Below are 21,890 nucleotides of genomic sequence, written 5' to 3'. Positions count from 1 at the left end.
GCCGTTGCCGAAGCGTTCGGTAACCGAATGACGGCGAGCGGATAAGGATATCCACGCAAAGCGAGGTAGCAGCGATGACGACGCATTCAAAGTCGGACAAGACGGAAGGCAAGGTCGACAAGGCAGCCGGCAAGGTCAAGGAGGCCGCCGGCAAGATGACCAAGGATCGCGAACTCGAAGGTAAAGGCAAGACTCAACAGGCCAAGGGGGATGCCAAGTCCGCCAAAGGCAACTTGAAGGACGCCACCAAACCACGCCACTAGTTATCACTGAATCCCGGAAACATCGAGTCTTCGACACCAGCAGCCCACTCGAGACTCTTCACGCAGCGGCCCCGCACTATGCGGGGCCGCTATCGTTTGGGCGAGAGCCGCAAGGATATGATCCGTCAGGCTTTACCGGGCCGGTTGTAGACGTCCAGATCCAGTTCCTTCTCGCTCTTGGCGACCAGTGTCGTCACCATCAGGTCGCCGGCGACGTTGACGCTGGTGCGCGCCATATCAAGGATCCTGTCCACGCCGGCAACGACGCCGATCGCCTCCAGCGGCAGGCCGATCTGCGCCAGCACGATCGACAGCATGATCAGCCCGGCGCCGGGCACGCCCGCCGTGCCGATCGAGGCCAGCGTGCCGGTCAGCACGATCATCCCGTAGTCCATCATCGAAAGGTCGGCGCCGACCAGCTGGGCGACGAACAGCGCCGCCACGCCCTGATAGATGGCGGTACCGTCCATGTTGATGGTGGCGCCCACCGGCAGCACGAAGCTCGACACGCCTTCCGATACGCCCAAGTTCTTCTGCGCGCAGCGAATCGAAACGGGTAGCGTGCCGGAAGAGGAGGCCGACGAGAACGAGACCACCAGCGCGTCGAGGATGCCCTGCAGGTAGCGCATCGGGTTGAGGCGACCGATCAGGCTCAAGAGCCCGGTGTAGACGACCAGCACGTGCACGATACAGGCGAGATAGACCACGCCGATGACCTTGGCCAGCGGCAGCAGCACGTCCAGCCCATACTGCCCGGAGACGTTGGCCATCAGGCCGAACACCCCGAACGGCGCGAACGCCATGACGATAGCGGTCAGCTTGTACATCGCTTCGGCGAAGCTTTCGAACACGCGCACGACGGGTTCGCCCTTTTCGCCGATCAGCATCAGCGAGATGCCCAGGCCGATGGCGAAGACGATGATCTGCAGGATATTGCCTTCGATCATCGCCTGCAGCGGGTTCGAAGGCACCAGGCCGACCACGATATCCACCAGCGACGGCGCCTCGCCCGCCTGCTGCGCCGCGCTCATCGACGCATCCGCACCGACGCCGGGCTGGAAGATCGTCGCCGCGACCAGACCGATGACGATGGCAAAAGCGGTCGTCACCAGATAGAGCCCGATCGTTCGCGCGCCGACCCGCCCCATCTTCTGCGGATCGCGCATGCCGGTAATGCCGACGACCAGGGTCGAGAACACCAGCGGCACGATCAGCATCTTGATGCCGTTGATGAAGATATCGCCGAGCGGCTTGAACATGCTGGCCTGCTCGCCCATTAGTGCGCCTGCCAGGATCCCTAATGCCAAGCCCGCGATGATTTTTTGCCACAGGGGAATGCGTCGCCACAGATTTGGCCGGGCGGAGGATTGCGGTGAAGATCTTTCTGACATGAGACGGCTCCGGCTGCGTTGTTAATGGCCAATAAGTGAAAGACCGCGCATTCTACCGAGTCGGTGGGCAATCTCTAGATGATTCATTCGATGGTCTAAAATCGCCTGACTAAGCCGCTAACCCCGGAGCGGGTAGCCGAATCAGCCTGGATCCAGCGCCTCGGAGATATCGTCGATGAGGTGGGTGCGCTGCAGGGCACGGTCGCCCAGTCTGTCTGCCGTGGTATGGGCGAGCAGGTGCAGCATGCTGATGAGACTCATCGCCGAATAGCCGTATGGCCCGCCGGTGCTGTAGCAGGGCAGCACGTTGTCGGAAAAGCGCCGTGCCCAGGCGGCATTGCGCACGTCGACGACGGCCATCACTGTGACGCGCGACAGCGTGAGCTGCTCCATCGCGCGTTCCAGCATCGCCGGGCGGTGTTGCGAGAGGACCAGCAGCACGACGTCACGCGGCGAGGGCATCGCCAGCTCCTCCGCCCAGGTTCCGCTTTGCGCCCCGAGAGAGAAGACATCCGTGCGGATACGGCTCAGCAGCGGACGCATGTAGTAGACCAGACCCTGATCCACGCCCAGACCCAGAAGCCAGACACGTGGCGCGGTGGCAAGCCCATCTGCTGCCTTGACCAGTTCGTCGTTGCGCGTGACCTCGAAGGTTCGCGCCAGACTGTCCGTTTCCATTTGCAGATGCGTCGCGACCGTCAGGCCACGAGCCGATGTCCTCGTCTCGCCGGACGAAGGAATGTTGCGAAACGGCTGGGTCCGATTGCGCTCTTCCCGTGCCTGCGCCCGGACCTCGCTGAAGTCCCGATAGCCGAGGCTGCGGAACAGGCGGGCGGCGGTGGCCTTGGAAACTCCCGCCATATCGGCCATCTCCTTGGCCGAGTAGGCGAGCATGTCGTCGATCCGATCCAGTATCAGCGTCGCCAGCTTGCGTTCGCTGGGAGAGAGCTGTTCGTAATGTTCCTGGATGGCGAGAACCAATCTCGTAGACATAGGCGCGTCCGTCTTTCTGGCGGGGCTTCATGACGAGGCGGAGCCTGCCGATTTTTCCGCTAGCGATCTTTTAGAAACTACGGTTTCAGTGTAGCATTATTTTGAAACCAAAGGTTCCAAACGCTTCCAAGAGGGCGCTCGAGTGCTGGCCAGGCGTGCGATCCGCGAACGAATCTGGAGTCGGCTGCGAGATGTCGCGATACCCGATTCCCGCTTCCACATGCGTTTCTCCGAATTCATTCCCGACTTCGTCGGCTCCGATGCGGCCCTGCGCCGTATTCTCGACGATGCGCGGTTTGGTGACGTGCGCCATGTCTTCGTCACGCCGGACAACAGCCTGGCCGGCCTGCGTCAGCAGCTGATCGAATCCGGCACGAGCCTGGTGGTATCGACCCACGGCATGGCACGCGGCTTTTTCTGGATCGAGCCCGGCTCGGTGCCCCGGGGCGAAGCCAGGTTTGCCGCCTGGCTCGACGGCCTCGAACACTTCGGCAAGCCGCTCTCGCTGGAATCGCTGGTCGCGCTGGGCGGGTTCGATGCCATCGTCACCGGCGCCTCGGCCGTCGCCACCAGCGGCGTGCGCTTCGGGCGCGGTCACGGCTTTCTCGATCTCGAGTGGCTGCTCTTTCGCGAACTGGGCCTGGTCGACGACACCACGCCGATCTGGACGCTGGTCCACGACGTTCAGGTGGTCGAGGAAGAGCTCTTTCCCGGCGAGCGCGATGTCGTTCTCGACGTGATCGCCACGCCAACGCGCACGCTCGAGATAAACCGCCAGACGCCACGACCTGCGCGTATCGACTGGCAGCGCCTGATGCAGACGGAGATCGACGCCATGCCACCGCTGCGCGAGCTGCAGCGAGCACTGGGGCTGGCGTAGGCAGGCGGGCCGGCATGGAGAGAAACTGGCACTGGGCAGCGTCGTACTGCCGTCACACCCCATCTTTCCTGTTCGACTTTGCGGCGAAGCGACGAACGAGTCGAGACAACGAGCAATCAGTCGAGATAACGAACAACGACACGAGGATACAGCGATGACGCTCAGCAGACGGCGTTTCCTTCAGATGACCGGTTCCGGTGCCCTGGCGGGCGCTCTGGGATGGCCGGCGTTCTCGATGGCTCAGAGCGGCCAGGGTACGTCGATCGGCATGCAGGCTTCCTGGGTCAACGATGCCGAATTTCTCGGCTATATCGTCGCGCGGCACAAGGGCTTCTATGCCGACCAGGGGCTCTCGCTCGACTATCGCTCGGGCGGCCCGGACGTCATTCCCGAAGGGGCGCTGCTTTCCAACCGCGCCGAGATAGCGCTGACGACGGTGGAGAGTACGCTCAAGGCGGTGACGCAGCAGGGCGCGCCGCTGGTCATCATCGGGACGCAGTATCAGAAGAACCCGGCGGGCATCGTCAGCCTGGCCAGCAACCCGGTCGAGAAGCCCGAGGATCTCGTCGGCAAGGTCCTCGCCGTGCCGCCGGTCAACCGTCTGGCGGTCGAAGCGATGCTCGAAGCCAACGGAATTTCGCCGAACGACGTGCGCATCGTGCCCTACGCCTACGACCCGACACCGCTGCTCAAGGGCGAGATTGACGCCTCGCTCGACTTCGTCACCAACGTGCCCTACACGATTGGCCTGCAGGGCGAGAAAGCCGTCAGCTTCCTGCTCTACGATCATGGCTTTCCGGTCTTCAACGACACCGTGGTGGTGACGCGCGATACCCTCGAGACACGCCGCGACGACCTGGTGGCCTGGCTGCGGGCCAGCCGCCAGGGTTGGCAGGAGAACTTCAAGGATCCTGCCTATTACCCGCCGCTTTTCGCGGACAGCTTCTTCCAGGGCAACGGCCGCTCTATCGAGAACGAAATCTTCTTCAATCAGGCGCAGAAATCGCTGATCGAGTCCCCGAACGGCATCTTTTCGATGGCCGAAGCCGATATCGAGCGCTGCCTGACGGCACTCGAACGTATCGGTATCCAGGCCTCGCGGGACAATTTCGATACCTCGTTGCTAGAGGAAATCGCGGCGTGACGGTAGGGGATCTGCGCATCGAGGACGTCAGCCGTCGCTTCGATGTCGATGGCCGAGCGCTGCTGGCGCTGGACAGCGTCTCTCTCGAGGCGCCGGCCGGCAGCTTTATTGCCCTGATCGGCCCGTCGGGCTGTGGGAAGTCGACGCTGCTGCGCATGCTGGCGGGGCTGGATCAGCCCAGCGAGGGCACGATCCGGATCGGCGGCCTGTCGCCGCGGACGCTGCAGCAACGCGGCGCGCTGGGTATCGCTTTTCAGGATGCGTCGCTGCTGCCCTGGCGCAGCGTGGAAGCCAACGTGCGCTTTCCGTTCGACGTGATCGGCCGGATGAGCGAGGCGGACCGAAGCCGCGTGCAGGAGATGATCGAACTCGTCGGCCTGGGAGGCTTCGAGCAGGCGCTGCCCGGCCAGCTTTCCGGCGGGATGCGCCAGCGCGTCGCCATTGCCCGAGCGCTGGTCAGCGAGCCGCAACTGCTGCTGCTCGACGAGCCTTTCGGCGCGCTGGACCAGATCCTGCGCCGCAGCATGAACCGCGAGCTGCAGAAGCTCTGGCTCAAGCGCCCGGTCACCACCGTGATGGTGACCCACAGTGTCGACGAGGCGATCTTCCTCGCCGACAAGGTGGTGGTCATGACCGGAAGACCAGGGCGGATCGGCCGGGTCATCGACGTGCCGTTCGAGCGCGAGCGGCCGTTGTCGCTGCTCAACAGCGCCGAGTGTCGCCAGCTCGAGGCCGAGATCCTGCAGCTGATGTTCGACCACGAGAACGACGATGCGTGATCGACGACAGCGCACGACCATCGCGATCGGCTGGCTGGCGCTGCTGCTGCTGTGGGAAGTGGCGGGGCGGCTGCATTGGGTGGCGGATGGCGCCTTGCCCAGCCTGAGCGGCGTGCTGCGGCAACTGGTCGAGGATTGGGGCGATTACCCGCCGCACATCTGGGCCACCGTGCGCACGTCGCTGATCGGCTTCCTCGTCGGCAACGCCGTCGCCGTGCTCTGCGGCTTTCTGATGGCCAGTTGGCGCCCCGTCGGCCGGCTGCTGAGCGGCATCAACGTTACCCTTTTCGCGATGCCGCCGATCGCGCTGACGCCGATCCTGGTGATCGCGTTCGATGGCGACGCGCCGAGGATCGTGCTGGCCGCGCTCGCGACCTACTACCCGACCATGGTCGCCACCGTGCTCGGCCTGACCCGGATCGATCCGCGCCTGCTCGACGTCGTTCGCCTCTATGGCGGCGGGCGCTGGGCGGCTCTGCGCTGGGTACGGCTGCGCCACGCGCTGCCGACCTTGCTGGCCGGACTGCGGGTCGCGGCACCCAACGCGGTGCTCGGTTCGCTGCTGGCGGAGTTCGGAAGCGGGTCCGGTGCGGGGCTCGGCCACTATCTGATCGGTTCGCTGGGGCGCGGCGATCCGGAGCGGCTGTGGGGCATCGGCCTGGTCGCGACCGCGATCAGCGCGCTGTTCTACGTCGCGATCCTGCTCGTCGCGCGCTGCTGGGTAGGCGCTCAGGCACCGACGCAGGAGAGTCTGGGCAGTCAGGGAGACGCCGCGCGTGGTGCCGGCACGCAGTGGCTGATCACGCTGGTCGCGGTGGTGCTGCCGCTGCTGGCGTGGTGGGCGGCGGTCTGGGGGCTCGAGCAGGCCGGCGTGTCCGGCTTCGTGCTGCGCACGCCGGTCGACCTGGCCGCCGAGCTGTTCTCCTCGACGCGGCCGGAAAGCCTCGCGAGCATCATCGGGGGAGCGCTTCTCGAGACGCTGCCCTGGTGTCTCGCCGGGATGGCGCTGGGGCTCGGTTTTGCGCTGCTGCTGGCCATTCTGGGTACGCTCAGTCCGGTGCTGGAGCGCGTGCTGATGCCGCTGTCGCTGCTCAGCCAGTCGATGCCGCTGGTCGCGCTCACGCCGCTGATCGTGCTGATCTTCGGTCGTGACGGCGCGACGATTCTTGCCATCACGATCTCGGTCACGTTCTTCCCGGCCTACGTCACCCTGGCCCAGGGAATGGCGCTGGTGCCGGAAGCGACGCAGGACTGCGTTCGCGCGCTGGGCGGCTCCCGGCTCAAGCAGATCCGCCTGGTGTCGCTGCCCTGGAGCCTGCCGTATCTGTGCGCCGCCGCACGGCTGGTGGCGCCGCGGGCCTTTCTGGGCGTGATGATCGCCGAGTGGCTCGCCACCGGAACGGGCATCGGCAATCTGCTCAACGTCGCTCGCGGATCGCTGGACTACGGCCTGGTCTGGGCCGTGGTGGTCGCCGCCGTCCTGGTGTCGGTGCTGCTCTATCTGATGGTGACCGTCATCGAGCAGCGCGTGCTGAAGCGCTTTGCGATGACGCCCGTACAGTAACGCCAATATCTCATTCAGAGCCTGAGGTCGATATGAATCATAAATCCGACGTACGTCGGCGGGTGTTCGCCAATCTGCGCAAGGTCGCCTTTCCCGACAGTCGCTTTCACTTCGATTTCGGCGAGTTCATCGCCGACTTCCAGAACCGGGAGGACGCGACCCGTCGCCTGGTCGCCCATCCGTTCTATCAACAGGCATCGACCATTTTCATCACGCCGGACAATTGCCTGGAAGAGCTGCGTCACCGGGCGCTGCTCGACGGCAAGACGGTGCTGATGACGACCTATTCGATCAAGCGCGGTTTCTGGCTGCTCGATCCCGCCGAGATTCCGGAGGAAATGTACCTCTATGCCGCGACGCTGGACGGCATGGAGCGCATGGGACGGCCGATCTCGCTGACGGAGATCCACGAGCGGCCCAAGACCGATTTCATGGTGACGGGCACCGGCGCGATCAACGAAGCCGGCATTCGTTTCGGCAAGGGCCACGGTTACTTCGATGCCGAGTGGGGCATGCTCTATCGCATCGGCAACATCGACGTGAATACCCCCTCGGCGGCCCTGGTCCATGACTGCCAGGTACTTGAGGAGGAGCTGCATCCGGAGGTCTTCGATACCGTTTCGGACGTGATCTTCACGCCGACCCGCACGATCGAAGTCGATGCGCCCCACAAGCCCACCGTGGGCATCGTGTGGCAACTGCTGGATCAGCAGATGTACGACACGATTCCGCCGCTGCAGGAGCTGTGCCGAATGGAAGCGCAGGGCACGATCTGAGGGCCAAGCCAAGCCAAGCCAAGCCAAGCCAAGCCGCAGACGTCGGGCACGATGCCCGACGCCGCGAGCGTCTACACCTCCCGGTAGAGTTCGCTCCCTTCGCGCTTGAAGCGTTCTGCCTGTTCCGCCATGCCGGCGTCGCGTTCATGGCGCGCTTCGGCATCGTCGCCGAAGCGTTCGCGGACTTCCTGGGTGATCTTCATCGAGCAGAACTTCGGCCCGCACATCGAGCAGAAGTGCGCCACCTTGGCCGAGTCCTTGGGCAACGTCTCGTCGTGATAGGCGCGGGCGGTGTCCGGGTCGAGACCGAGATTGAACTGATCCTCCCAGCGGAATTCGAAGCGGGCTTTCGACAGCGCGTTGTCGCGACGTTGCGCGCCGGGATGCCCCTTGGCGAGGTCGGCGGCGTGGGCGGCGATCTTGTAGGTGATGATGCCGGTCTTGACGTCGTCCTTGTTGGGCAGGCCCAGGTGCTCCTTGGGCGTGACGTAGCAGAGCATCGCGCAGCCGTACCAGCCGATCTGCGCCGCGCCGATGCCGGAGGTGATGTGATCGTAGCCCGGGGCGATATCGGTGGTCAGCGGGCCGAGCGTGTAGAAGGGCGCTTCGTCGCAGCATTCGAGCTGCTTGTCCATGTTCTCCTTGATCAGTTGCATCGGCACGTGGCCTGGGCCTTCGATCATCACCTGGACATCGTGTTTCCAGGCGATCCGGGTCAGCTCGCCCAGGGTTTCCAGTTCGGCGAACTGGGCCTCGTCGTTGGCGTCCGCAATCGAACCCGGGCGCAGGCCGTCGCCCAGCGAGAACGAGACGTCGTAGGCCTTCATGATCTCGCAGATCTCCTCGAAGTGGGTGTAGAGGAAGCTCTCCCGGTGGTGGTACAGGCACCACTTGGCCATGATCGAGCCGCCGCGCGAGACGATGCCGGTGACGCGCCGGGCCGTCATCGGCACGTGATGCAGGCGTACGCCGGCATGGATGGTGAAGTAGTCCACGCCCTGTTCGGCCTGTTCGATCAGGGTGTCGCGGAAGATCTCCCAGGTCAGGTTCTCGGCGACGCCGTCGACCTTCTCCAGCGCCTGGTAGATCGGCACCGTGCCGATGGGCACCGGCGAGTTGCGAATGATCCACTCCCGCGTCTCGTGGATGTTCTGGCCGGTGGAGAGATCCATGATCGTGTCCGCGCCCCAGCGAATCCCCCAGGTCATCTTGTCGACCTCTTCCTCGATCGAGGAGGTCACCGCCGAGTTGCCCAGGTTGCCGTTGATCTTCACCAGGAAGTTGCGGCCGATGATCATCGGCTCGCTCTCGGGGTGATTGATGTTGGCGGGAATGATCGCCCGGCCGCGGGCGACTTCGTCACGCACGAACTCCGGCGTGATCTCGTCGGGCAGCTCGGCACCGAAGGACTCTCCCCGGTGCTGGTGATCCAGCATGGGATCGGTATCGAGGGCACGGGCCTGCCGCCGGCGCTGGTTCTCGCGGATGGCGATGAATTCCATCTCCGGCGTGACGATGCCTTGTCTGGCGTAGTGAAGCTGGGTGACGTTGGCACCCCGTCCCTCTTTTGTCATGCGGGCACGACGCGGCGTGCGCTGGAGCTGAAATCGCAGCGTCGACAGACGCAGATCCTCGGCACGAATGCGGCCGTAGGTCGAACTGGGGCCGTCGAGCCATTCGGTGTCGCCGCGCTCGTCGATCCATTGGCGACGCAGTTCCGGCAGGCCACGGCGGATATCGATGTCGGCAGCCGGGTCGGTGTAGGGGCCGGAGGTGTCGTAGACGGTGAGCGGGGCGTTGGGTTCGAGTCCGCTTCGGGTTTGCGTGGGCGAGAGCGAGATTTCGCGCATCGGCACGCGAATATCCGGACGCGAGCCTTCGACATAAATCTTGGTCGAGGCCGGTAGCGGCGCGATGGCGGCACTGTCGACGCGAGCGGTTTCGGAGAGAAACTGTGGGGATTTCATGTTCGGTTGTGCTCCGTGGCATGACTTGCCAGGCGTACTTGCCAAGGCTATCGGGGTCAGGCCGGCGCACAGCGCAGGAGGGGGAAACCGGCACGGACGAGTCTTCTCCCACGCCACGGTTTCCGCTTGATCCCTACGCCGGTACTAGCCGGATCAGGTTCGTCGGGATCCGCCGTGGCGCCGTCGAATGAATCCCGGCGCAGGGCGATCTCAGCCGGTTCCACCGGCACCCCGTCAAGCTGGCGATATCGTGCATCGCCACGGGCAGTCTGTGACGAGGGGCGAGCGAGGTCAAGCCGGTTGTGTGAGGGCGGCGATCACGGCCGGGCCCGCGAGGAGGGAAGGCGTCATGGGTCGACGGGGCGCTGGACCAGATCGATGAACGATCGGGCCTGGGGCGTCAGGTGATGGCGGGCGTGAGTCAGCCAGACTTCGGACACGGCGTCGGCATCGCTCAGCGGACGATAGCGGACATTGTCGATCCGGATGTGCTGGAACGAGGCAGGAAGAACCGACACGCCCATGCCGCCCGCGACGAGGCTGATAATGGTGTTCGGCCCGCCGACCTCCTGCACCAGTCGGGGCGTCAGGCCGCGCTTGGCGAACAGGGCATTGAACTGATCGAGCAGGCCGGTGCCGGCGGCAGGCGAGAAATAGACGAAGGGGTGAGCCGCCAAGGCTTCGAGCGTCAGCGGTAGCGCGCTGCCACCGAGCGGCCCCTGCTCGTTGACCACGGCCATCAGCGGTTCGCGAATCAGGGTGAAGGCGTCGAGGCCATCCGGCAGGGTGGCGGGGCGCATGATGCCGATATCCAGGTCGCCCTCGAGCAGCGGGGCGACCTGGCGCTGGCTGTTGAGCTCGTGCATGCGCAGCTCGACATTGGGATAGCGCTGGCGGTAACGCATCAACGTACGCGGCAGCGTCGGGCTCAAGGGCACCGAGGTGGTGAAGCCGATGCGCAGCTGGCCGGCCTCGCCACGCCCGAGCCGGGAAACCAGCCGTGTGGCGCGTTCGGTTCGTGCCAGGATGTCGCGCGCCTCGTCGAGGAAGACCAGGCCGGCTTCGGTCAGCTCGACGCGGCGGTTGGTCCGTGTCAGCAGGCGTGTGCCCAGCTCGCGCTCCAGCGCCTGGATCTGCTGGCTCAGCGGCGGCTGCGAGATTCCCAGCCGCGCGGCCGCGCGGCTGAAATGCAGCTCTTCGGCCACGGCGACGAAGTAGCGCAGATAGCGCAGTTCCATTGAGTCGCGAAACCTCTCAAAAGCATCGAATAATATATTAGAAAGCTTAATGGTGGCGGCGTAACCTACCAAGATCTAAATCAACTCGGCGCAACGGGCCGACCATGGCACTCCGGCGCCAGCCATCGTCTTCGGGAGAATCGGGTTGTCCCGCCATACCTCATCCGACATCCACAATGCCACCCAGGCCGCCAATCATCGGCTGGCGCGCGAGGCGGAAGCCGCCGAAAGCGGTTTCATCGAACGCGGTCAGCGCGGCTATCGGCCGACCATGCTGGCACTGTTCCTCGGTGCCTTCTCGACCTTCGTGCTGCTCTACTGCGTCCAACCGCTGCTACCGATCCTGTCGGACGCCTTCGGCATCGACGCCGCCACCAGCAGCCTGTCGCTGTCGGTCGCCACCGGCATGCTGGCGATCGGCCTGCTGATCACCGGGCCGATCTCGGACGCGGTGGGGCGCAAGTCGGTGATGTCGGTGGCGCTATTGGCGGCGGCGGTCTGTACCCTGATTGCCGCGGCGATGCCGAGCTGGACGGGAGTATTGGTCATGCGGGGGCTGGCGGGGCTGTCGCTCTCCGGGTTGTGCGCGGTGGCGATGACCTATCTCAACGAGGAGATTCACCCCCGTTATATCGGCTTGTCGATGGGGCTCTACATCAGCGGCAGTTCCATCGGCGGCATGAGCGGGCGCCTGATCAGCGGCGTCATGGTGGACTGGATGCCATGGCGCATCGTGATCGCGACGATCGGTGTGGTGGCCCTGGTCGCGGCGCTGCTGTTCATGCGCTGGCTGCCGCCGTCGAGGCATTTCACGCCGCGGGCGCTCAACTGGCGCAACGTGGTTTCCGGCTTCACTGTGCAGTTCAAGGATCGCGGGCTGCCGCTTCTGTTCCTCGAGGCTTTCCTGCTCATGGGCGGCTTCGTCACGCTTTACAACTACATCGCCTTTCGGCTGCTGGCGGAACCCTATCATGTCAGCCAGGCGCTGGTCGGTGTTCTGTCGGTTGCCTATCTTTCCGGCACCTACAGCTCGGCCTGGGCCGGTTCCCTGGCCGACAAGCTCGGGCGTCCGCGGATCTTCTGGCTGTTCATCGCGATGATGCTGGTTGGGCTTGCGATCACGCTGTTCGAGCCCATCAGTCTGATCCTGATCGGCATGCTGGTGTTCACCTTCGGCTTCTTCGCGGCGCACTCGCTGGCCAGCGGCTGGGTCGGCCAGCGCGCCAGGCAGGCCAAGGGGCAGGCCTCTTCGCTCTACCTGTTCAGCTACTATCTCGGCTCCAGCGTCGCCGGCACTTTGGGCGGGGCGTTCTGGTACTGGGGCGGCTGGAACGGTGTTGCGCTGTTCATCGCGGTGCTGCTGCTGGCTGCGCTGGCGATTGGCGCTCTGCATCTGAGACGGCTGGAGACGGCCTGACGCCAGCGCCGCTCGAGAGGCGACGCGCCTGAAGTGGGAACGGCGAGAAGCACGACGAGAAAAACGACGAGAAAAACGACGAGGCCGCCGATTCCGAAAGTCAGTTCGGAGTCGGCGGCCTCGTCATCGTCTGGGCGTTGCCAGAGGGATCACTTGGCGAACAGCTGGCCCATGTCCTTGAACGCCTTGAACTCCAGCGCGTTGCCGCACGGATCCAGCAGGAACATGGTCGCCTGCTCGCCGGGCTGGCCCTTGAAGCGGATATAGGGCTCGATCACGAAGTCGGTGCCGAAGCCTTTCAGGCGCTCTGCCAGCGCTTCCCATTCCGGCCAGCTCAGCACGATGCCGAAGTGCGGTACCGGCACGTCATGACCGTCGACGGGGTTGGTGTGGGCCGACTCCTGCGACGGCGTCATGGGATGCTCGTGGATCACCAGCTGGTGGCCATAGAAGTCGAAATCCACCCACTGCTCGCTGGAGCGGCCTTCGCTGAGACCGAAGGTCTCGCCGTAGAACTTGCGGGCTGCGGGCAGGTCGTGGACCGGAATGGCGAGGTGGAAAGGGGACAGCGCCATGGAAAAGCTCCTGATTGTCTTGGATGGAATGGATCGGTGATGACAGTGACTGCATTCTGACGGCGAATAAATTTGATGAAAAGCGCATAATATTGCTGTCTGCCATCAAATAATCTGGATTCTTCCCGTCGCGATTCGCCATGCTGAGAGAACTTCGTACTTTTCTCGCCGTCGTCCGTCACGGCACCTTCTCCGCCGCCGGCAGCGCCGTCGGGCTGACCCAGTCCGCAGTGAGTGCCCAGATCCGCAATCTCGAAGCCGATATCGGTGAGCCGCTGTTCGAGCGCACCGGGCGTGCCGTCAGACTCAACGCGGCTGGACGCCGGCTGCTGCCGCAGGCCAACGAGATGCTGGCGCTGGCCGAGCGGATCCGGCACTCCGGGGCGGACGGCCTGACCGGCGAGTGGCATCTCGGCGCGATCGCCAGCCTGCAGAGCGGGGCCTTGCCCGAGGTACTGCAGGCGCTGACCCGCGAGGCGCCGGGCGTGATGACCCGCGTGGTCCCCGGTGTCTCGCTGGCGCTGCTCGATCAGGTCGACAAGGGCGACCTGGACATGGCGCTGATCGTCCGCCCGCCGTTCGCGCTCCCCGGCGATCTCTATTCCCGCGTCATCGCTCGCGAACCGTTCGTGCTGATCGCACCGCCCGATGTCGAAGGCGGCACGGTGGAATCGCTGCTCGAAAGCCACCCGCTGGTGCTCTACGACCGGGGCTCTTTCGGCGGCCGTCAGGTGGTGCGCTTTCTCGAAAGACAGCGGTTGCGCCCCGCGATCCGGCTGGAGCTCGACGAGATCGACGCCATCGCCCGCATGGTGGAGTGCGGCCTGGGCGTCGCGCTGATTCCGCTGACCGGGCTTTGGCGGCACCGTCAACCGCTGCCGGTGAGGATCGTGGCGCTGGGAGAACAGACGTTCTACCGCGAACTGGTGATGGTTTCGCGCCTCTCGCCGACCCAGTCGCCGCTGGTGGCGTTGATCGAGGAGGCGTTGGCGGCAACCGGCACCGGGGAGGTCGGATGATCGATGCCGGGAAATCAACGTTCCAGATAGGCCGCGCGGCAGGTCGAGATCACGAGTTCCCGGAACCAGCGATGAGCCGGGTCGGCACCCAGCCGCGGATGCCACAGCGCCGAGATCGTGAACGGATCGATCGGTGTGGGGAGCTCGAACGCCACCAGGGGCTTGTGATCTTCATGCCGTCGCACCGGCATCAGGCAGGAGTGCGGTACCAGCGTGATCCGATCGGTGTGGCGAGCGATCCGCAGGGCATCCGAGAAGCCCGGCACGATGACGCCGAATTCCCGGTCGAGGCTGAGTGCGCTCAACGCGTTTTCCATCGGTCCAGTGAATTCGCCGCTGGGAGACGCCATCACGTGCCGGCACGCGGCAATGCGTTCCGGCGTGATGGTGCCATTGAGCAACGGGTGTCCCTCGCCTGCCACGCCGACGAAGCGGTCTTGAAATAGCCCCCGTGTCAGCAGCTCCGGCGCGGTGGTCTCGATGACCCCGATCTCGAGGTCGAGCTGCCCGTCACGCAGGGGCTCTATCGCTTTGGTCGGCTTGGGCACGAAGCGCAGGCACACCCTCGGCGCGGCTTCCGCAATGGCATTCACCAGCGGCACCGAAAAGCGCTCGACGAACGACGCGTTGGTGCGCAGGGTGAACGTCCGCTCCAGCGTCGAGAGATCGAGGTCGTGTGGGCGTGGACGCAGGACCGACCGCGACTCCCGCGCCAGTTCATGAACGCGATCGCGCAGTGAGGAGGCGTGGGGGGTAGGTACCAGCCCGCGCCCCGCCCGCACCAGCAGCGGATCTCCCGTCGCCTCGCGCAGACGCTTGAGCGTGCGGCTCATCGCCGACGCGCTCAGATTCAAGCGCTTCGCGGCCGCCGTCACGCTGCCCTCTTCCAGCAGCACATCCAGTGCGATGAGGAGGTTCAAATCGATATCGTTCATCGACTCACGGTAACCGAGACCCTGCTTCTGGACTAGCGTTTGGTGCAATGATTATGTGCATTCTGTGCGTCTGGTGCATTGTCACGCCGACCTCCATCCTTGGAGATGAACCCAACATCCATGAGGTCACTTCCCATGACGACATCTGCCAATCGCCTGACCTCCCTGATCGTGGGCGCCTCGCGGGGGCTGGGTCACGCCATCGCCGCGGAGCTGCTGACGCGAGGCACGACGCCGGAGACCGAGTGGGACGTCATCGGTACGGTTCGCGCTGGCGCCGAGCAGACGCCGTTGCACACCCTGGCGGACGGCAACCCTGGCCGGGTCGAGATCGAAACCCTCGACATCACGGCACCGGATCAGATCGAAGCGTTGCAAGAGCGCTTGAAGGGACGCGCGATCGATCTGCTTTTCGTCAACGCCGGGACCACCAACCGGGATCCCGATCAGGCCACCGGCACCATCTCCACCGAGGAATTCACCCAGGTCATGATCACCAACGCGCTCAGTCCGATGCGCGTGATCGAGCGTTTGGAGGGCCTGGTGCCGGCGGTAGGACTAATCGGAGTAATGTCTTCCGGGCAGGGCAGCATCGCCAACAACGAGAACGGCATGCGTGAGCTCTACCGGGGCAGCAAGGCAGCGCTCAACATGTTCATGCGCAGCTTCGCGGCGCGTCACGCCGCTACCGGGCGGGCAGTACTGGTGATGGCGCCGGGCTGGATTCGTACCGACCTGGGTGGAGATGACGCGCCCTATACGATGGAAGAGGCGGTGCCGCCGATCGTCGATGTCCTGCTGGAGAAGAGAAGCCGGCCGGGCATCGAGTATCTCGACCGCTTCGGCGAGACCGTGCCGTGGTGAAAACGACTCCATGCAATGATTGGACGTAAATCATTCGCTTTTTTTGCGGTAGGTGTGACCTAGACTTCTTGCTGATTCTATTCAGGAGCCTCTTATGTCTGCCTTCACGCCACGCGGCGTCATCGCCCAGCACCCGGCCATCCGCGACGATATCGGCGATCTGACGACCCGCCGGCCACTGCCGGGTCCGGGGCTCGACCAGCTCGATCCGTTCCTGTTCCTCAACCATCACGGGCCGCAGGTCTACCCCGCCAACAATCGCGGGCTGCCGTTCGGGCCGCATCCGCATCGGGGCTTCGAAACCGTCACCTTCATTCTCGAGGGCTCGCTGGCGCATGCCGACAGCGCCGAGCATCAGAGCGTCATTCATGCCGGTGGCGTGCAATGGATGACGGCGGGCAGCGGCATCGTCCATGCCGAGGTCTCGCCGCCCGAGTTTCTGCGCGACGGCGGGCCGCTGGAGATCCTGCAGCTGTGGATCAATCTGCCGGCGCGGCTGAAGATGAGCGAGCCGCGTTATACCGGTTTGCAGTGCGAGTCGATTCCGACGGTTTCCCTGCCCGGCGGCGGGGAGTTGAACCTGATAGCGGGTGAATTCGAGAGCGGGAAGTCGGTCGGGCCGATCGAGAGCCAGACGAACGTGTTCATGTCGACCCTGGCGCTCCCGGCCGGCACGAGCGAGCAGTTGCCGGTCGTGCCCGGGCGGCAGGTGTTCCTTTATGTCGTCGACGGCGAGGTCACCGTGGGCGACGAGCCGGTCGAACCACGGCATCTGGTCGAGCTGGACCGTGAAGGGAATGGCGTCGAGATCGACGCGTCCAGCGATGCCCGGTTGCTGTTCGGTCATGCCGATGTGATCGGCGAGCCAGTGGTCTCCCACGGCCCGTTCGTGATGAATACCCGCGAGGAGATCGTCGAGGCGATCGACGATTACCAGGCCGGGCGCTTCGGCGGATTGGAGCAGTAACGCGGTTTTCGTCGACGAAGGGCTTTCCAGCGACGCCGGTCCTTCGACGACGATCAGCGCTTGCTGTACAGGCGCTGCTGGCGATACCCGGGGACTTTCTGCTGCTCCTGCTCGGTCTTCTTCCAGCGTTTGTATTCCCACTGGTACTGGACCGGGTCGAGGGCAATGGCGGATTCGACACAGGCATTGACGCCGGCGGCCGAGGTGGCTTCTTCGGTGTCGTAGACCCGTTCGTCGGCGGCTAGGAAATGAATCGCGAAGCCGCGACCGTCGGGCAGGCGCTTGGCGACGCCGGTGACGACACGAGCCTGGGTACGGGCGACCAGCTTGGGCAGCAGCGTGGCGGTGTAGGCCGGGCGGCCGAAGAAGTCGGCGAAGACCCCGCTGCCCCAGCTGGGCTCCTGATCGGGCAGGATGCCGACGGCTTCGGCCCGCTTGAGCGCCTTGAGCAGGGCGGCGACGCCTCGTGGATTGGTCGGCACCAGCTCCGCCCCCATGCGTTCGCGACCGTGACGGATGACGGGGTCGAGATCGGCAATCTTGGGCGGCTCGTACATGGCGGTGAACGGGAAGTGGCTGGATAGCCAGAAGTTGAGCACTTCCCAGTTGCCGAAATGCGGCGCCAGCACGATCACACCGCGATTCTCGGCCCGCGCGTCGTCCAGCAGCTCGCGGCCGTGAACCTCGACAATGGCGGCCTCGACGCGTTCCGGCCTGGCGATCCAGGCAAAGCCGAGCTCCAGCATGGTGGCCGCGGAGTGGCGCAGGCTTTCACGCACCCGTTCACGCCGCTGGGTGCTGCTGTCCTGCGGGTAGGCGACTTCGAGATTGCGCCGGCTGACGTGGCGCTCACGGCGGGAGAAGGCGTAGAGCAGCCGGCTGGCGACCCCCGCCAGTGACCATATCGTCTTCAGCCGCCAGTGGGACAGCAGGCGCCACAGTCCATGAATGGCGCGGGCTTGCAGACCTTCGATCATGCGTTTCTCTTTTTTTGGTTGGCGTCTTTGTCATCCGGGCTTCACCACCCAGCCTTCACACCCGGGCTTTACCACAGCCAGCTATCGACCTTGTCCGGCGCGCGACGTTCCTGCAATGCCTTGAATCCGATGACGCAGCGCACGATCAGCCACACGGCCTGCAGCGCCATCAGCACGAAACCGACCAGCACGAAGGCCAGTACCCAACTGATGCAGGCGTAGAGCAGCCCGATCCAGAAAGTGCGGATATGGTAGCGATAGTGCTCGTCCAGCCAGCGTGGGCCGTTGCCGCGATAGACGTAGGCGATGATCACGCCGATCACCGGAGTGATGCCGGTCACGAAGACGCCGAGGAGCAGGGCGTAGACGATCATGGCCAGCGTGGTGTCCGGTTGCCTCGCTTCGGTGTTCGACTCGGCGACGACGTTATCGGTCGGCGAAGACATGAGATTCCTCTCGACGGCATGCGGTAGTTGCCCGCATTTTGCCGTCGAGAGGCGTCGGGTGCCAGTCCGGTTGGAAATGGCGGAGGTGGCTCGAGGTCGCGGGCGCTACTCGATCAGCAGATCGTCGCCGTGCAGGCTGTCGCATCGATGCCGGACCGGCGTCTCGACCAGGGGATCGCGGCCGCCACGCAGGATCGAATTGCCCTCGAACAGGGTGCGCTGGTCGATGGGCGGTGGATTCAGCCAGTCGGAGGCCTGCATCTGGCCGCTCTTGCCGTAGACGGTGAGCGCGTTTTCGTAGGTGACCTGGCGCACCACGGATTCGGCGATGCCGGATTCGAGCGCCAGCCGTGCGGTCTTGGGCACGCCCAGGCAGTCGGAAATCCCCCAGTCGCAGGCGCTGTCGACGATGATGCGGTCGCCGCCGTACTGCCTGAGCAGTTCGACCATGCGCGCGTTGCCCATCTTGGTCGACGGGTAGATCGAAAAGCCGGCCCAGTAGCCCCGGTCCAGCGTTTCGCGAACCGTCTCCTCGTTGTTGTGGTCGATCACCACCCAGGAAGGATCCAGCCCCATCTCTTCGCACACGTCCATCGAGCGCGAGGTGCCGCGCTTCTTGTCGCGATGCGGCGTGTGCACCATCACCGGCAGCCCGAGCTCTCTGGCCAGCGTCAACTGGGCACGGAAATACTTGTCTTCCAGCGGTGTCTGCTCGTCGTAGCCGATCTCGCCGATGGCGACGACGCCTTCCTTCATGGCAAAGCGCGGCAGCCACTCCATGACGCCTTCCGCCAGCGCTTCGTTATTGGCCTCCTTGGAGTTGAGGCCGATGGTGCAGTAGTGGCGAATGCCGAACTGCCCGGCGCGGAAGCGCTCCCAGCCGACCAGCGACGAGAGATAGTCCACATACGTGCCGACGAAGGTGCGCGGCTGGCCGACCCAGAAGGCCGGTTCGACCAGCGCCACGATGCCGGCCGCGGCCATGGCCTCGTAGTCGTCGGTGGTACGGGACACCATGTGGGCGTGGGGATCGATGAACATCTCAGGCGGCCTCTTGGAGGGTAAGGTGGTTCCAGTCGAGGCGGCCGTCTGCCGCCAGCGCGGCGGTGTCCGGTGCCGTCGACAGCAGATCTCGGGCGGCGGGGGTATCGGCGGCGATCAACGCCAGGGTGGCGGCGCCGCGTTCCGTCGGGGTTCCCGCCAGCGCGCGCTGCAGGGCCGCGTAGGCCGAAACCCGCTCCGCGAACGGGCCGACGCAGCGCCACAGCTCCGGGCTGACCTGACGCCCCGCGGCCCAGCGCTCCTGGGCGTAGTCGAGCAGGATTCTCGCCAGCTCGGCATTGGCGCGCTCGTCGAGGCCGACGATGGCGCCCAGCCCGCTGCCGATGAACAGCGCCTTGAGCACCATGTGGTTCCAGCGATGTTCGTCGAAGTGATCGCGCGGATAGGGGTTGTGATGAACGATGGACTCGAACACCGCCCGCATGTTGGAGCGCAGCCCTTCGCCCACTTCGAATTCGAGTGATTCCGGCTGGGGATAGAGCGCCAGACCCCGATACAGCGTGACCAGTTCGCGGGCATCGGCGGTTCTGACCAGATCCTGGAACATGGCGGCGAACGGGCGCGGGCCCTCGAACGCGAGCAGGGCGGCGACGCGGGCCGCGCCGTCGAGGCTCCAGCCCGCAGGGTTCCAGCCGGGATAGGCCTGGTTCGCCAGCGCCAGATCCGCCGGCGACAGCATCAGGTCCTGCTTGCCCAGTCGTCTCGGCGCCAGGCCGAGGAAGAGATGGAGATCCTGCTCGTTGGCGCCCCGGCTGAACGCGGCATAGCGGTCATCCAGCCAATTGGCCTGATCGGGCGCCTGGCGGCAGATCCAGTCGCGGAGAAGTTCGAAGCATGTAACGGTCATGTAAGCGTCCCGATACGATTGTCGTTGGCGTTACTCTATCGGCTGGATAAAACAATCCCCAAGCTCAATTATCTGGCCAATTGAAGGCCCGTCATTCGAAGATGATTTCCTTTTTTGGCGTGGGTTTTCTGGTTCTTTAAAATCGGTATTTCTGATCCTTAGAGTCGGCAATACCACCGCTTTTTTCCTGATAACGCCTCAAAATGGCGTGTCGGAACTCGTGCCGATTGTCTGGCGCCTTCCCAGCTGATATGCAGCCTTTACATATCGTTTCGATCGTCTCGTGACGGTTGGTATCCATGGCTGAATCGGCAGGCAGAAATCATGAATAAGACTCTCGTCATTCTGGTGGTGGGGCTGACCCCCCAACTGGTCGGCAAGCATACGCCGGCCCTTAAACGTCTCGCCGAGCGTGGCGGATCGAGGCCGCTCAATACCGTGACACCTGCGGTGACCTGCAGCGTTCAGGCGACGCTGATGACCGGCCTGCCGCCAAGCGGGCATGGCGCCGTGGCCAACGGCTGGTATTTTCGCGATCTGTCCGAAGTGTGGTTCTGGCGCCAGTCCAATCGGCTGGTGGCGGGGGAGAAGATCTGGGAAGCCGGCAAGCGGAAGAATCCCGACTTTACCTGCGCCAAGATGTTCTGGTGGTACAACATGTATTCGACGGCGGACTGGAGCGCGACACCCCGGCCGATGTATCCCGCCGACGGTCGCAAGCTGCCCGAACATTACACCTATCCGCCGGCGCTGCACGACGAACTCGACGAGCGCTTGGGCACGTTTCCGCTGTTCACCTTCTGGGGGCCGATGGCGGACATCTCCTCGAGTCGCTGGATCAGCGATGCCACGCGCCATGTCATGGAAACCCGCGATCCGACGCTGACGCTGACCTACCTGCCGCATCTGGACTACAACCTCCAGCGGCTGGGGCCGGATCTGTCACACCCCGAACTGCAGCGCGATCTCCGCGATGTCGATGCCCTGTGCGGCGAACTGATCGACGCGGCCGAGCGGGAAGGACGACGGGTCATCGTGGTGTCCGAGTACGGAATCACGCCGGTGCGTGACGCCATCCACATCAATCGCGCCCTGCGCAGGGCGGGCCTGGTCGCGGTGCGCCGGGAGAAGGAGCGCGAACAGCTCGATGCCGGCGCGTCGCGGGCCTTTGCGGTGGCCGATCATCAGGTGGCGCACGTCTACGTCCGCGATCCCGAAGAGATTCCGAAGGTCCGGGCAGTGCTCGAAGGGCTGAAGGGGGTGGAAGCGGTCTGGGGCGATCGCGAGAAACGCGAGCACGGGCTCGATCACCCCAACTCGGGAGAGCTGGTGGCGATTGCCGAGCCGGATCGCTGGTTCAGCTACTACTACTGGCTGGACGACGCCCGGGCGCCGGATTACGCGCGCACCGTCGACATTCATCGCAAGCCGGGATACGACCCGGTGGAGCTGTTCTTCGACCCGGCGCTGAAGTCGCCCAAGCTGTCGGCCGGGTGGCGTCTGGCCAAGCGCAAGCTGGGCATGCGCCAGTTGCTGGATGTCATCTCGCTCAAGGACACGGCGCTGGTCAAGGGCGCCCACGGCCGGTTGACCGACGATCCCGCCATGGGGCCGCTGGTGATCTCGTCGGAAGCGGGCCTACTGCCCGACGGCGCGGTCGACGCGACGGACTTCAAGGCGCTGGTACTGGCGCATGTGTTCGAGGGCGACGAGATCGACATGGCGTCACGCCAGACCGCTACCGATGTCACCAGCGCCTGAGACGAGTGTACGCCACGCCGAATCC

21 protein-coding genes and 1 riboswitch are annotated in these 21,890 nt (G+C 64.6%); of the genes, 11 read left to right on the top strand and 10 right to left on the bottom strand.

What is annotated here, in order from left to right; translation table 11 throughout:
- Positions 1-74 precede the first annotated feature (74 nt).
- Entirely contained in the window at positions 75-263 is a 189-nt protein-coding gene (locus DOM32_RS04410) for a CsbD family protein (protein ID WP_071230570.1), read from the top strand.
- Positions 264-388: 125 nt separating this feature from the next.
- On the opposite strand, the gene DOM32_RS04405 is transcribed toward DOM32_RS04410, so the two are convergent.
- Together DOM32_RS04405 and DOM32_RS04400 are read right to left on the bottom strand one after the other, a co-directional pair.
- Positions 389-1,654 carry a dicarboxylate/amino acid:cation symporter gene (locus tag DOM32_RS04405; RefSeq protein WP_071230571.1) on the bottom strand — a complete coding sequence of 422 codons (1,266 nt, stop codon included), beginning with the start codon at positions 1,652-1,654 and terminating at the stop codon, positions 389-391.
- 141 nt (positions 1,655-1,795) lie between these two features.
- Positions 1,796-2,647, bottom strand: a complete 852-nt coding sequence (locus DOM32_RS04400) for a MurR/RpiR family transcriptional regulator (RefSeq protein ID WP_071230572.1) — start codon at positions 2,645-2,647, stop codon at positions 1,796-1,798.
- Between the two features lie 142 nt (positions 2,648-2,789).
- On the opposite strand from DOM32_RS04400, the gene DOM32_RS04395 reads away from it, so the two are divergent.
- From DOM32_RS04395 to DOM32_RS04375, 5 genes are all read left to right on the top strand, one after another.
- Positions 2,790-3,527, top strand: a complete 738-nt coding sequence (locus tag DOM32_RS04395) for a 5-formyltetrahydrofolate cyclo-ligase (protein WP_071230573.1) — start codon at positions 2,790-2,792, stop codon at positions 3,525-3,527.
- Positions 3,528-3,681: 154 nt separating this feature from the next.
- Complete coding sequence (locus DOM32_RS04390; protein ID WP_110631635.1) at positions 3,682-4,671, top strand: ABC transporter substrate-binding protein; 990 nt, start codon at positions 3,682-3,684, stop codon at positions 4,669-4,671.
- Complete coding sequence (locus tag DOM32_RS04385; protein WP_110631634.1) at positions 4,668-5,450, top strand: ABC transporter ATP-binding protein; 783 nt, start codon at positions 4,668-4,670, stop codon at positions 5,448-5,450. Before DOM32_RS04390 ends, DOM32_RS04385 begins: the two co-directional genes overlap by 4 nt.
- Complete coding sequence (locus DOM32_RS04380; RefSeq protein ID WP_071230575.1) at positions 5,443-7,014, top strand: ABC transporter permease; 1,572 nt, start codon at positions 5,443-5,445, stop codon at positions 7,012-7,014. Before DOM32_RS04385 ends, DOM32_RS04380 begins: the two co-directional genes overlap by 8 nt.
- Positions 7,015-7,046: 32 nt before the next feature.
- Entirely contained in the window at positions 7,047-7,790 is a 744-nt protein-coding gene (locus DOM32_RS04375; RefSeq protein ID WP_110631630.1) for a 5-formyltetrahydrofolate cyclo-ligase, read from the top strand.
- A gap of 71 nt (positions 7,791-7,861) precedes the next feature.
- Here DOM32_RS04375 and thiC read toward each other — a convergent pair whose 3' ends face one another.
- Positions 7,862-9,757: a phosphomethylpyrimidine synthase ThiC gene (thiC, locus tag DOM32_RS04370; protein ID WP_110631627.1), complete on the bottom strand. Its 1,896-nt coding sequence runs from the start codon at positions 9,755-9,757 to the stop codon at positions 7,862-7,864.
- A gap of 113 nt (positions 9,758-9,870) precedes the next feature.
- Positions 9,871-10,001: riboswitch (TPP riboswitch) on the bottom strand.
- A 103-nt stretch (positions 10,002-10,104) separates the two neighbouring features.
- Positions 10,105-10,995 (bottom strand): LysR family transcriptional regulator, encoded by an 891-nt coding sequence (locus DOM32_RS04365; protein ID WP_110631624.1) that lies wholly within the window; start codon positions 10,993-10,995, stop codon positions 10,105-10,107.
- 145 nt (positions 10,996-11,140) lie between these two features.
- Between DOM32_RS04365 and DOM32_RS04360 the strand changes: the two genes are divergently transcribed.
- Positions 11,141-12,412: an MFS transporter gene (locus DOM32_RS04360; protein ID WP_244179803.1), complete on the top strand. Its 1,272-nt coding sequence runs from the start codon at positions 11,141-11,143 to the stop codon at positions 12,410-12,412.
- A 149-nt stretch (positions 12,413-12,561) separates the two neighbouring features.
- Here the strand turns inward: DOM32_RS04360 and DOM32_RS04355 are convergent, their stop codons facing one another.
- The gene (locus DOM32_RS04355; protein ID WP_110631621.1) at positions 12,562-12,987 is read right to left on the bottom strand and encodes a VOC family protein; all 426 of its coding nucleotides are present in this window, start codon (positions 12,985-12,987) and stop codon (positions 12,562-12,564) included.
- 140 nt (positions 12,988-13,127) lie between these two features.
- On the opposite strand from DOM32_RS04355, the gene DOM32_RS04350 reads away from it, so the two are divergent.
- Positions 13,128-14,006 (top strand): LysR family transcriptional regulator, encoded by an 879-nt coding sequence (locus DOM32_RS04350; protein ID WP_110631619.1) that lies wholly within the window; start codon positions 13,128-13,130, stop codon positions 14,004-14,006.
- A gap of 14 nt (positions 14,007-14,020) precedes the next feature.
- Here DOM32_RS04350 and DOM32_RS04345 read toward each other — a convergent pair whose 3' ends face one another.
- A complete protein-coding gene (locus tag DOM32_RS04345) occupies positions 14,021-14,941 on the bottom strand; it encodes a LysR family transcriptional regulator (RefSeq protein WP_110631616.1) in 921 nt (306 codons plus the stop codon).
- 135 nt (positions 14,942-15,076) lie between these two features.
- On the opposite strand from DOM32_RS04345, the gene DOM32_RS04340 reads away from it, so the two are divergent.
- Together DOM32_RS04340 and DOM32_RS04335 are read left to right on the top strand one after the other, a co-directional pair.
- Positions 15,077-15,805 carry an SDR family NAD(P)-dependent oxidoreductase gene (locus tag DOM32_RS04340; protein WP_110631613.1) on the top strand — a complete coding sequence of 243 codons (729 nt, stop codon included), beginning with the start codon at positions 15,077-15,079 and terminating at the stop codon, positions 15,803-15,805.
- Between the two features lie 94 nt (positions 15,806-15,899).
- On the top strand, positions 15,900-16,772 hold the full coding sequence (locus DOM32_RS04335; protein WP_110631610.1) for a pirin family protein: 873 nt from the start codon (positions 15,900-15,902) through the stop codon (positions 16,770-16,772).
- A 53-nt stretch (positions 16,773-16,825) separates the two neighbouring features.
- On the opposite strand, the gene DOM32_RS04330 is transcribed toward DOM32_RS04335, so the two are convergent.
- From DOM32_RS04330 to DOM32_RS04315, 4 genes are all read right to left on the bottom strand, one after another.
- Positions 16,826-17,749: a lysophospholipid acyltransferase family protein gene (locus DOM32_RS04330; RefSeq protein WP_110631607.1), complete on the bottom strand. Its 924-nt coding sequence runs from the start codon at positions 17,747-17,749 to the stop codon at positions 16,826-16,828.
- Positions 17,750-17,817: 68 nt separating this feature from the next.
- Positions 17,818-18,195: a DUF4870 family protein gene (locus tag DOM32_RS04325; protein ID WP_110631604.1), complete on the bottom strand. Its 378-nt coding sequence runs from the start codon at positions 18,193-18,195 to the stop codon at positions 17,818-17,820.
- 105 nt (positions 18,196-18,300) lie between these two features.
- A complete protein-coding gene (locus DOM32_RS04320; protein WP_110631601.1) occupies positions 18,301-19,236 on the bottom strand; it encodes a TatD family hydrolase in 936 nt (311 codons plus the stop codon).
- 1 nt (position 19,237) lies between these two features.
- Positions 19,238-20,104: an EboA domain-containing protein gene (locus DOM32_RS04315; RefSeq protein WP_110631598.1), complete on the bottom strand. Its 867-nt coding sequence runs from the start codon at positions 20,102-20,104 to the stop codon at positions 19,238-19,240.
- Positions 20,105-20,428: 324 nt separating this feature from the next.
- Between DOM32_RS04315 and DOM32_RS04310 the strand changes: the two genes are divergently transcribed.
- Complete coding sequence (locus DOM32_RS04310) at positions 20,429-21,865, top strand: alkaline phosphatase family protein (protein WP_110631595.1); 1,437 nt, start codon at positions 20,429-20,431, stop codon at positions 21,863-21,865.
- Positions 21,866-21,890 lie beyond the last annotated feature (25 nt).

It is taken from the genome of Salinicola salarius (assembly GCF_003206135.1).
Lineage (GTDB): Bacteria > Pseudomonadota > Gammaproteobacteria > Pseudomonadales > Halomonadaceae > Salinicola > Salinicola salarius.
Note: the sequence above shows the minus strand (reverse complement) of the source record. Positions and strands in the feature narration are given on the sequence as shown.